This window comes from Bacillus sp. 5B6, assembly GCF_000259405.1.
GTDB lineage: Bacteria > Bacillota > Bacilli > Bacillales > Bacillaceae > Bacillus > Bacillus velezensis.
In genome coordinates, this window is sequence record NZ_AJST01000001.1 from 913,185 (window position 1) to 924,350 (window position 11,166).

General features: G+C 47.5%; 14 protein-coding genes. 10 read left to right on the forward strand and 4 right to left on the reverse strand.

Annotated elements, in window-relative coordinates; translation table 11 throughout:
* Positions 1–53 precede the first annotated feature (53 nt).
* A complete protein-coding gene (locus tag MY7_RS04490) occupies positions 54–896 on the forward strand; it encodes a YitT family protein (protein WP_007610547.1) in 843 nt (280 codons plus the stop codon).
* 14 nt (positions 897–910) lie between these two features.
* Positions 911–1,372, forward strand: a complete 462-nt coding sequence (locus MY7_RS04495) for a BsuPI-related putative proteinase inhibitor (RefSeq protein ID WP_003155099.1) — start codon at positions 911–913, stop codon at positions 1,370–1,372.
* A 36-nt stretch (positions 1,373–1,408) separates the two neighbouring features.
* Here MY7_RS04495 and MY7_RS04500 read toward each other — a convergent pair whose 3' ends face one another.
* The 3 genes from MY7_RS04500 to MY7_RS04505 form a co-directional block, all read right to left on the reverse strand.
* Positions 1,409–1,606, reverse strand: coding sequence for a DUF3813 domain-containing protein (locus MY7_RS04500; protein ID WP_003155097.1), 198 nt, complete (start codon positions 1,604–1,606; stop codon positions 1,409–1,411).
* The gene (locus MY7_RS19715; protein WP_003155094.1) at positions 1,606–1,755 is read right to left on the reverse strand and encodes a hypothetical protein; all 150 of its coding nucleotides are present in this window, start codon (positions 1,753–1,755) and stop codon (positions 1,606–1,608) included. The genes MY7_RS04500 and MY7_RS19715 overlap by 1 nt, the downstream gene beginning before the upstream one ends.
* A gap of 85 nt (positions 1,756–1,840) precedes the next feature.
* Entirely contained in the window at positions 1,841–2,653 is an 813-nt protein-coding gene (locus tag MY7_RS04505; RefSeq protein ID WP_007610550.1) for a Cof-type HAD-IIB family hydrolase, read from the reverse strand.
* Positions 2,654–2,773: 120 nt separating this feature from the next.
* Here MY7_RS04505 and MY7_RS04510 point away from each other — a divergent pair, with 120 nt between their 5' ends.
* Both MY7_RS04510 and MY7_RS04515 read left to right on the forward strand, forming a co-directional pair.
* Positions 2,774–3,541 (forward strand): prolyl oligopeptidase family serine peptidase, encoded by a 768-nt coding sequence (locus MY7_RS04510; protein WP_007409140.1) that lies wholly within the window; start codon positions 2,774–2,776, stop codon positions 3,539–3,541.
* 62 nt (positions 3,542–3,603) lie between these two features.
* Positions 3,604–3,912, forward strand: coding sequence for a metal-sulfur cluster assembly factor (locus MY7_RS04515; RefSeq protein WP_003155088.1), 309 nt, complete (start codon positions 3,604–3,606; stop codon positions 3,910–3,912).
* A gap of 108 nt (positions 3,913–4,020) precedes the next feature.
* On the opposite strand, the gene fosM is transcribed toward MY7_RS04515, so the two are convergent.
* Complete coding sequence (fosM, locus tag MY7_RS04520; protein ID WP_007409139.1) at positions 4,021–4,464, reverse strand: FosM family fosfomycin resistance protein; 444 nt, start codon at positions 4,462–4,464, stop codon at positions 4,021–4,023.
* A gap of 321 nt (positions 4,465–4,785) precedes the next feature.
* On the opposite strand from fosM, the gene MY7_RS04525 reads away from it, so the two are divergent.
* The 6 genes from MY7_RS04525 (at position 4,786) to MY7_RS04550 (ending at position 11,150) form a co-directional block, all read left to right on the forward strand.
* The gene (locus tag MY7_RS04525; protein WP_007610553.1) at positions 4,786–6,222 is read left to right on the forward strand and encodes an FAD-binding oxidoreductase; all 1,437 of its coding nucleotides are present in this window, start codon (positions 4,786–4,788) and stop codon (positions 6,220–6,222) included.
* Complete coding sequence (locus tag MY7_RS04530; RefSeq protein WP_007610555.1) at positions 6,219–6,761, forward strand: MFS transporter; 543 nt, start codon at positions 6,219–6,221, stop codon at positions 6,759–6,761. The genes MY7_RS04525 and MY7_RS04530 overlap by 4 nt, the downstream gene beginning before the upstream one ends.
* A gap of 166 nt (positions 6,762–6,927) precedes the next feature.
* Positions 6,928–7,965 carry an N-acetyl-gamma-glutamyl-phosphate reductase gene (argC, locus tag MY7_RS04535; RefSeq protein WP_014417398.1) on the forward strand — a complete coding sequence of 346 codons (1,038 nt, stop codon included), beginning with the start codon at positions 6,928–6,930 and terminating at the stop codon, positions 7,963–7,965.
* A 22-nt stretch (positions 7,966–7,987) separates the two neighbouring features.
* Positions 7,988–9,205, forward strand: a complete 1,218-nt coding sequence (gene argJ / locus MY7_RS04540; protein WP_007610558.1) for a bifunctional ornithine acetyltransferase/N-acetylglutamate synthase — start codon at positions 7,988–7,990, stop codon at positions 9,203–9,205.
* A 14-nt stretch (positions 9,206–9,219) separates the two neighbouring features.
* Positions 9,220–9,996 carry an acetylglutamate kinase gene (gene argB, locus MY7_RS04545; protein ID WP_007610559.1) on the forward strand — a complete coding sequence of 259 codons (777 nt, stop codon included), beginning with the start codon at positions 9,220–9,222 and terminating at the stop codon, positions 9,994–9,996.
* The gene (locus tag MY7_RS04550) at positions 9,993–11,150 is read left to right on the forward strand and encodes an acetylornithine transaminase (RefSeq protein WP_007610567.1); all 1,158 of its coding nucleotides are present in this window, start codon (positions 9,993–9,995) and stop codon (positions 11,148–11,150) included. The genes argB and MY7_RS04550 overlap by 4 nt, the downstream gene beginning before the upstream one ends.
* Positions 11,151–11,166: the final 16 nt, after the last annotated feature.

Genomic DNA, 11,166 nt, shown 5'->3' on the forward strand with positions numbered 1-11,166 from the left:
AAACTTTGTTTTAAGGGAAAAGCTAATAATGAAAATGAGCGGAGGAGCAAGCCATGGTACTAGAACAAGCAAAAAAATTAGCAATCGTCGTCATCGGCGCGTTTCTGTATGCGGCGGGACTGAATTTATTCCTGATACCGGCGAATGTATATGCCAGCGGTTTTACCGGTGTCGCCCAGCTGCTGTCAAGCGTCGTTGATCAATACGCCCCCTTTTATATTTCGACAGGAGTTCTCATGTTCCTCTTAAACATTCCCATCGGTGTGTTAGGGTGGCTGAAAGTCGGCAGATCATTCACCGTATACAGCATATTAAGCGTAGCGATGACGTCCGTCTTTATGGGAATTCTCCCGGAAATGAGACTGTCGCACGATATTCTTCTGAATACCGTATTCGGAGGAGTCATCTCAGCTATCGGCATCGGTTTAACGCTGAAATTCGGCGCTTCGACAGGCGGTCTTGATATCGTGTCGATGGTGCTGGCCAAATGGAAGGATAAGCCGGTCGGCACATATTTCTTCATTTTGAACGGGATTATCATTTTGACGGCAGGATTATTGCAAGGATGGGAGAAAGCATTATATACCCTTGTCGCTCTGTATGTCACAACAAGGGTGATTGACGCCATTCACACCCGCCACATGAAACTGACCGCCATGATCGTTACGAAAAAAGCCGATGAAATCAAAGAAGCGATTTACGGGAAGATGGTCCGCGGCATTACGACGGTGCCGGCAAAAGGCGCTTACACAAACGAACAGAAAGAAATGATGATCATCGTCATCACGCGGTACGAATTGTATGACCTTGAGAAAATCGTGAAAGAAGTCGACCCGAAAGCCTTCACAAACATCGTGCAAACGACGGGGATCTTTGGTTTCTTCAGAAAAGACTGATAGGAGCGGATAGAATGAAGTGGCTGTTTGGCCTGTTATTACCGGTCATTTTACTGATCGGATGCAGCAGTCAATCCGGGCAGAAGGAGCCCGCTGAGGAGGTATCCGGAGAGATGAATGAACAGCAAGCGGAATTAGCCGTAAACCCTGTGCAGACGGATCAGCAGATCGAATTTCAAATGTCTTTAAAAAACAAGAGCGAAAGCCCGATCGATTTCACATTCAGCTCAGGGCAGAAATTCGAATTGACCGTACATGACCAACATCACAAAGAACTGTATCGCTATTCAAAAGACAAAATGTTTACTCAGGCGTTTCAGACCGTGACCTTAATGCCGAATGAAACGTATGACTTTTCAGATGTGTGGAAAAACGTGCCCGGTCCGGGAACATACACGGTGACGGTGACGTTTTTAGGGAAGTCCGATCAGATCGGAAAAAGGCTGAAAACGGTAAAAACATTTGAAGTAAAATAAAAAAGCGGCGCCCTCGTCTAAACGGGGCGCCTTTTTTTATTGCAATTTCTCCAGCTGATCCTGAAATTGGTGCAGCTGCTGACGTTCTGCATCTGTCGAATTGGCGTACGCGGAAGATACGGCATTTTTGGCGCGTGAGACAGCTTTTTCCTGATCGCCGTCCTCGAAACCGTTAGCAATCATGACGGCCTGCTGGACAAATGACTTGGCTTGAGAAAACAGTTCGTTTCTCATTAAAAGTCAACCTGCCTTTCAGCCGAATCTTTTGCTGCATCATGCTGTGCTTCCTCTAATGTAGACCGATATGGAAATCTTGCGTCATGAAGACTGACAGAGTCCTTGCCTTGCTGAATAAACCGTTTTGATTTGTTTCGTTTACCCATTGCAATGTCCCCCTTCCATATTTAGACGAGATGAGTCGTCTGTTTTAGTATGGGCGGAAGGCTTTGTGTTATGAGCGGCAAAACCTCACAGGGAGAAATAGGATTTTAAAAATTCGGCGATTCCGTCCGCTTCATTTGATCCCGTGACGCGGTCGGCGGCCTGTTTGACTTCATCCGTGCCGTTTCCCATCGCTACGCCGCACCCGGCAAATCGGAGCATTTCAAGATCGTTGTCTTCGTCGCCGAACGCGATGATCCGTTCTCTCGGCACTTGGTAATAGTCGCTGATTTTCTTCAGGCCGACCGCTTTATTCATCCCGTGTTTAATAATTTCAATCACATGCCAAGGGGCCGCCCATCTTCTGTGGTCAATGACCTCGGCGTGCACATCGGATAAATGCGCGCGTATGTCCGCGACGTCCTCTTCCTTCGCGTGAATCAATACGGACGTCACATCCTCTTGGACCGTTTCGCGCAGATCACCGAATGTGACATTCGCCGTATTCATATGAAACGCCTCAATTAAATGCTCATCATGATAATGGAAGTACACATCATCAATGATCTCAGCGAGCACATTATGTATTTGATAGGTCTCTGTAAGTTCGGCAAGCTGTCTGACCACATCGACAGATAAAGACGTGTGGTAGCGTCCCCATGACTCGTCTTTCGGGTGGTGGACAAATGCCCCGTTAAAATTGACAATCGGCGTTGTCAGCCCGAGCTCGTCATAATACATCGAACTGGAACGGAACGGGCGGCCGGTTGAGATGCAGACATGATGACCCGCTTCTTTCAGCGTCTGAATCGTCCGTGCCGTTTCAGGGGAAATGGTTTTATCATCTTTTAATAAGGTTCCATCCAGATCTAAGGCGATGAGGTAAGGTTTTGTCTCCATAAATAACTCCTTTTGTCATGTAATTTGCTGTTTTTCTCTTATGTACAGTGTAGCTTTTTACCATCTTTATTGTCTACATGTTACACTTATGATTATGGTTATCCTAAGGAGGGAGTCAACGTGATTCTTATTGATCATCAAACCGTATCAGGCATTCCGTTTTTACATATTGTAAAAGAAGAAAATCGGGACCGTCCCGCTCCCCTTGTTTTCTTTATTCACGGTTTTACAAGCGCGAAGGAGCATAATCTTCATTTCGCTTACCTGCTTGCTGAAAAGGGTTTCAGAGCCGTGCTGCCGGAAGCTCTTTACCACGGTGAACGCGCTGAACAGCTGTCAGCAGAAGAGCTCGCCGTCCATTTTTGGGACATTGTATTAAATGAAATCGAGGAGCTTGACGTGCTGAAAAAGGATTTTGAAGCGCGCGGTCTGATTGAAGACGGGCGGATCGGTCTTGCGGGCACGTCAATGGGCGGAATTACGACATTCGGCGCGATGGCCGCATATGATTGGGTCAAAGCCGGTGTCAGCCTGATGGGAAGCCCGAACTATACGGCGTTTTTTCAGCAGCAGATTGACCACATTCAAAAGCAGGACATCGACATTGACGTCACAAAAGAACAGGTCGATGAACTGTTTGCGCGGCTCAAACCGTTCGATCTCAGTCTGGAACCGGAAAAACTCCGCAGCCGCCCGCTGCTGTTCTGGCACGGCGTTCAAGACAAAGTCGTTCCGTATGCACCGACCCGCGGCTTTTATGAAACGATTAAACCTCATTACAGCAGCCGGCCTGACCATCTTCAGTTTCTGAAAGACGAACGGGCTGACCATAAAGTCCCGAGATACGCCGTTTTAGAAACCGTCGCCTGGTTCGATAAGCATTTATAAAGCACAAAGGTGTTAACAAAACCCGCTTTTACGTTATACTGAGGAAAAAGGAGTGATGGAACGTGGAAGAAGCATTAAAAGAAAACATCATGGGCGCCTTGGAGCAGGTTGTTGACCCTGAGCTCGGCGTCGATATCGTCAATCTCGGCCTTGTATACGACGTTGATATGGATGACGACGGCCTGACGCACGTTACGATGACACTGACATCAATGGGGTGCCCGCTCGCTCCGATCATCGTCGACGAGGTGAAAAAAGCGCTCGCCGACATTCCGGATGTAAAAGAGACGGAGGTCCACATCGTCTGGAATCCGCCGTGGACAAGAGACAAAATGTCACGCTACGCAAAAATCGCATTAGGGATTCAGTAATAAGAAAATGCACCTCGGATTTTAGGTACATCCTAAAGTTTGGAGGTGCTTTTCTTTTGTCTGCATATAAGCGACAGTGAGGGTTTGTTTTGGATTGCAAACAAACCTTTATATATAAAATTTCATATGAGGTTTATCTTTTTTGTAATAGGACAGTCTGTCTTGGAGTGTACCTGTGTGGAATTCAAATTTATGCCCATCGGGATCAGTAAAATAAATTGACTTTTGATCTTGTTTATCTCTTGGACGCCCATTTAATATATTTACATTTAGATTTTTTAGCCGTTGATGTATTGCATCAAAATCTTTTGGGTCAATTGTAAAGGCCATATGTGTGTAGGATTTATGTATTTCATTTCTTGGTATATCCGCCTCTAAGTTAAGTGCAAGCCAAAGCCCGTTCAGATCAAAATATGCTGTCTTTTGCCCTTTAACCAGGAGTTGTGCATGAAATACTTTCTCATAAAATTCTATAGATTTTTCCAAATTTGAAACAGAAAAAAGAAGATGATTGATTCCTTTTATGTTTATTTTCCCCACCTCATTTAACATGTTTGTTTTAAACAATCCCTTTGGTAATACATCTGCATATATATCGATTATATACTGACCAAAAAATCATTTTAAGGATTTCTGTGTATTTTTATGCCCGGTGTTTTCCGGCTGACCGTTTCGAGCTGTACTAAACATGATTCTGTCGGGCGCCGTTTTGTCTGCTTTGTCGCTAGAGACCGGCGTGCGGAAAGAAGGGCAAGTCACTAAAAAAACCCGAGTTTCCCGCCATTCGGGGTTTTTTGCGGTATCGGGTTAAAAAGGAAAAAAACGGACGTGAGGCATGATATAATAGACCGGCTGCATGCGAGGGAGGAATCCATGAAGAAAAAATTACTTCTCATTATCCTTAGCATTCTTGTTTATACGGCGCTGTTCGCTGTTTCCGCTTTTTACAAAGAGCCGGAGCAGCAGGCTGGGACAATGACGGATGTCAGCCGTCTCATGCCCGTGAAAATTAAGCAGACGGTCAAAGGAAAAGAGAAAGAAACATTGGTCGAAACCATTAAGGAAGCAAAGCGAAAGCATCTGAAGATCTCAATAGCAGGCGCCCAGCACTCAATGGGCGGCCAGACGTATTATGAAGACGGGATCGTTCTCGACATGACGGGCTACAACAAAATACTCGGTCTCGACCGAAAGAAAAAAATCATCAGGGTGCAGGCGGGAGCGACGTGGAATGATATTCAGCGCTATGTCAATCCGTACGGGCTCGCGGTAAAAGTCATGCAATCGCAAAACATTTTTACGATCGGCGGCTCACTGAGCGCCAACGCCCACGGCCGGGATATCCGGTACGGTTCGCTGATTGATACGGTCAAATCGTTTCATCTTTTAAAGGCGGACGGCAAAGTCATCACCGTTACTCCGAAAGATGACCTGTTTTCAGCCGTTATCGGCGGCTACGGCCTGTTCGGCGTCATCCTTGACGCGGATATTGAGCTGACGGATGATGAGCTTTATGAAATGAAAACGAAACGCATGAACGCTGATACATACAGTCAATATTTTACACAGAATGTCCGGCATAACCCTGCCGTGCGCATGCATCTCGCGCGGATCGCAACCGGAGATAAAGGCTTTTTGCACGATATGTATGTGACTGATTACACGCTCTCAGACAATCAGAAAGAATTAAAGCGGCACAATGAACTGAAAGAAGATGAGCATCCGGCGCTGACGAAATTCGCGCTCGGCCTCTCCCGACGGTATGACTGGGGAAGAAATTGGTTCTGGTCCACCCAGCAGTCTTATTTTCTCAGCCAAAACGGCGTGAAAGTCTCCAGGAACAATGTCATGCGGTCAGAGTCGAAATTTTTGGAATATGAAAACACGGACAACACCGACGTGCTACAAGAATACTTCGTACCCGTCGGCGAATTTGCGCCGTACATTCATGATTTACGCAAGACGCTGTTACATGAAGATCTCAATCTCGTAAATATTACGATCCGCTACGTGCAAAAAAATGAAAAAGCCGATTTGTCATACGCAAAGGAAGACATGTTTTCACTCGTTCTTTTAATCAATGAAGGGTTTTCAAAAGACGGCCAGGCGAGTGCGGCGCGGATTGTCAGAAAAATGACGGATACGGCATTGCGCCACCGCGGCAGTTATTATCTCCCGTATATGCTGTATCAAACGAAAGAGCAGATGCGCGAGGCATATCCGAAAAGCGATATGTTCTTTCAGAAAAAACACAAATATGATCCGGATGACTTGTTTATGAATTATTTTTATCAGAGGTACAAATCATGAAACACAACCATTTAAAATGGCTGATCCTGTCTCAGAGCAGTGTCTTTTTTGCCGGCAGCCTGATCTTTCCGTTTTATATTTTATTTATTAAAAACATCGGTTCCAGCTACATGCAATTCGGTCTCTCATACGGCTTGTTCGGCCTGAGCGGCGCATTGATTCATCCGCTGCTCGGCCGGCTGTCGGCAAGACTGGACCCCCGCTGGTTTCTTATGGCAAATTCGTGGGGGATGGCGGTGCTTCTTCTGACGCTCCCGCACATTACCGGCGTGCACCAGGTTTATGTTGTGCAGGTGCTTTTGGGCCTGTTTGGCGCGATGCAAAAACACGGCGAGAAAATCATGATTGCCGATTACACCGACGGCGGGGAGCGGGGAAAAAAAGTCGGCAGCTATCATTTCTGGACGGCCGTATTTTCAGCTGCTGCCATTATTCTCGGCGGGTTTCTCGCTGATTTCTTTACGGTTTATATTATTTTTTACGCCAGCTCCGTGCTGTTTTTTATAAGCGGGCTGATGATGCTGAAGAAAACAGGCTGATCCGATCAGCCTGTTTTTCTTATGGAACTCCCTCGATCGAGAGGAGTTTTTTTGTCAGCGAAAACAGATGGAAAATGAATGAAAAAATATTAAATATACAATTGAATTAATTTTTATTCATGTTATAATGTTAAATAATTTCACAAAAACCAAGAAGGTGAACCCGTTGAAAATAGGTATTATAGGCGCTACTGGTTATGGAGGCGCCGAACTTGTCAGGATTCTTAACCATCACCCTTATGCAGAAGATTGTATATTATATTCATCGAGCGACGAAGGAAAAGAATATGCCGCTTCATACCCGCATTTGAGGAATATAGCGTCACAATCACTTCAGCCGCTTCATATAGAAACGATCCGAAACGAAATTGATGTCATGTTCATAGCCGCGCCGCCCGGCGTCTCCGGAGAGTGGTCGCCCAAGCTGGCGGAGGCGGGCATTCCGGTCATTGATCTATCCGGCGATCTGCGGATTCAAAACCCGGCCGTGTACGAAAAGTGGTATAAGCGGAAGGCCGCTCCGAAAGGAACGATTCAAAGCGCGGTTTACGGTTTAGCTGAATTGCAAAAAGAAGAGATTCAGACTGCAAAGCTGATTGCCAATCCGGGATGTTTTCCGACTGCTGTACTGCTCGGGCTCGCCCCGCTGGCGAAGAATAAGCTTTTACAAGATTCATTTCTGATTGTTGATGCGAAAACGGGCGTATCCGGCGCCGGCCGAAAAGCATCCATGGGCACTCATTATTCTGAGCTGAATGATAATTTCAAAATTTATAAGGTTAATGAGCATCAGCATACTCCGGAAATTGAACAGCAATTAGCGGCTTGGCAGCCCGGCACAGGCCCGATCACGTTTTCCGCTCATTTGGCGCCGATGACAAGGGGCATTATGGCGACGATGTATACGGAGGCTCCCCCGGGTATGTCTGCTGCACAGGTAAGAGAATTGTATTCCGAATTCTACAAAGATTCATATTTTGTCAGAATCAGGCCGGAAGGTGAATTTCCGGCGACGAAAGAGGTATACGGCAGCAATTTTTGTGATATCAGTGTCACCGTGGATGAAAGAACAAACCGTGCCACCATCGTTTCTGTCATAGATAATCTGATGAAAGGCGCCGCAGGGCAGGCGGTTCAAAATTTAAATATCATGAATGGCTGGCAGGAAGAAACGGGACTTACGATGACGCCAGTCTATCCATAGAACGAAAGAGGGATTCGAAAATATGATTCAGCTGAGTGAGGAAATCACGAAAATAAAAGGCGGCGTATCCTCGCCGAAAGGGTTTGAGGCAAAGGGCGTGCACTGCGGTCTGCGCTATTCAAAAAAAGATCTCGGAGCGATTATCAGCGAAGCGCCTGCAGTCAGTGCAGCGGTATATACGCAGAGCCATTTTCAGGCAGCGCCGCTGAAAGTGACACAAGCCAGCTTGAAAAAAGAGGGTGTGCTTCAGGCGGTTATTGTCAACAGCGCGATTGCCAACGCCTGTACGGGAGACCAAGGATTAAAGGACGCCTATGAAATGCGGGACGGCTTCGCGAGCCAGCTCGGCATTGAGCCGGAGCTTGTTGCGGTTTCGTCAACCGGGGTGATCGGCGAGCTTTTAGACATGAAAAAAATTCAAGCGGGCATTGAACAGCTCGGTCAAGCGCCGTCCGTGTCCGGAGCATTTGAAGAAGCCATTTTGACGACGGATACAGTGACGAAACAGACGTGTTATGAACTGGTGATCGGCGGAGACATCATCACGATCGGCGGAGCGGCGAAAGGCTCCGGCATGATCCACCCCAACATGGCGACAATGCTCGGCTTTGTCACAACGGACGCGGCCGTGGAAGAACAGGCGCTCAAAAACGCGCTCAGAGAGATTACGGATGTTTCATTTAACCAAATCACCGTTGACGGAGAAACATCGACGAATGACATGGTGCTTGTGATGGCGAACGGCTGCGCGGGGAATGATTGCCTGACGGAGGATCACCCTGACTGGCCGGCTTTTAAAAAGGGATTAAAGCTTGTATGCGAAGACCTTGCCAAAGATATTGCCAGAGACGGTGAAGGAGCGACGAAATTAATTGAAGCCAGAGTCGAAGGCGCGAAAAATAACCTTGAGGCGAATATTATCGCCAAAAAAATCGTCGGCTCAAGCCTTGTGAAGACCGCCGTTTATGGCACAGACGCCAATTGGGGGCGCATCATCGGCGCAATCGGGCACAGTGCGGCAAGCGTAACGGCCGAACAAGTGGAAGTTTTCCTCGGCGGCCAGTGTCTGTTTAGAAACAACGAACCTCAGCCGTTTTCGGAAACTGATGCTAAGGAGTACTTATCAGGTGATGAGATTACGATTGCAGTCCGCCTGCAGGAAGGCTCCGGCAGCGGCCGGGCATGGGGCTGTGACTTAACCTATGATTATATCAAAATCAATGCGAGCTATCGCACATAACAAAGGGGAGCGGCATGAAGAAAACCATCGTTTTTAAGTGCGGCGGAAGCGTAATCCGCGAGTTATCCGCCGATTTTTTTCAAAATGTAAAAGAGCTTATGCAATCGGGCTGGAACATTGCCGTCGTCCATGGAGGCGGCCCGGACATTTCAAGAATGCTGAAAACATTGCAGATTGAAACGGAATTTGTCGATGGACAGCGGAAAACGACCAAACCGGTGCTGGAAACAGCGGAAATGGTCTTGTCAGGGACGATCAATAAATTTTTCGTAACCGAACTCGCGAAAAACGGGCTGAAAGCCGCGGGAATATCAGGAAAGGACGGCGGTCTCCTTCAAGCATCCTATCTTAATCAAGACAAATACGGAGAAGTCGGCGAAATACAAAAAACCGATCCGTCAATCATTCAAGCGTTAATGAAAGAAGGCATCATTCCTGTTATCGCTCCGCTTTCCATGACAAGTGATTTCGAAACGCTGAACGTCAACGCAGACGCCGCGGCATCGGCCGTCGCTTCAGCCTTACACGCCGACAAACTTTTATTTGTCACGGATGTCGAAGGAATTATGGACGGAGAGAACAGGCTGGATACTTTGACGCCGCAAGAGATTCAGGCCCTCATCGATGACGGCGTGATTTCAGGGGGGATGATTCCGAAGGTAAACTCGGCATTATCGGCACTGAGTGAAGATGTCGCGGAAGTGATGATCGTAAACGGAAAAGGAGCGTTTTTCACCAATCAAGTCTTCCGAGGAACAAAAATCGTCAAAGAAAAGGAGAGCGTGTCATGAGCAGCCTATTTCAAACCTACAGCCGCTGGCCTATCGATATTAAAAAAGCGAAAGGGACAATCGCAGAGGATGAAAACGGAAAAACGTATCTCGATTTTATTCAGGGCATCGCCGTTTCCAATCTCGGCCATTGTCATGATGCGGTGACAGAAGCGGTGAAAGAACAGCTTGACAGCGTATGGCACGTTTCCAATCTGTTTGAAAATGATCTTCAGGAAAAAGCCGCGGCAAAGCTTGCCGGACATAGCGAGGGGGATCTCGTTTTCTTCTGCAACAGCGGAGCCGAAGCGAATGAAGGCGCCATTAAGCTTGCCCGCAAAGCAACGGGAAAGACAAAAATCGTAACATTCCATCAATCCTTTCACGGACGGACCTATGCGGGGATGGCCGCCACCGGACAAGACAAAATCAAGACCGGTTTCGGACCGATGCTTCAAGGCTTTCACTATCTTCCGTTCAATGATCCGTCGGCATTCAGCACGCTTTCAAAAAAGGATGATATCGCTGCCGTCATGCTTGAGACGGTGCAGGGAGAAGGGGGAGTCAATCCCGCCGATCCGGAATTCATCGAAGCCTTACAGACATTTTGCAAAGACAAACAGGCGCTGCTTATCGCAGACGAGATTCAAACCGGAATCGGCCGGACGGGCAAGGCATTCGGCTATGAGCATTTCGGCATTTCCCCGGACATTATCACTGCTGCGAAAGGGCTTGGAAACGGTTTTCCCGTCGGAGCCGTGATCGGCAAAAAGAAGCTTGGCGACGCCTTTACGCCGGGTACGCATGGTACGACTTTCGGCGGCAATAAGCTTGCCATGGCAGCTGTGAAAGCAACCTTGGACATTGTGTTTCAGCCGGACTTTCTTCAGGCGGCGGCAGACAAAGGATCATTTTTAAAAGCGCAGCTGAACCGTGAACTGACAGGGCCTTTTGTAAAAGAAATCCGCGGAAAAGGGTTATTAATCGGCATTGAATGCGCAGGTCCCGTGTCTGGCATCATCGGAGATCTGCAGGAACGCGGACTTCTCGTGCTTCCGGCTGGACCGAATGTCATCAGGCTGCTCCCGCCGCTTACGGTTTCTGAAGAAGAAATGCTGTCGGCCGTCAGTATGCTTAAGGCAGCGATCGAAGCGCATTCGGCAGTGAAACGGTAATTTTTTTTCGATATAA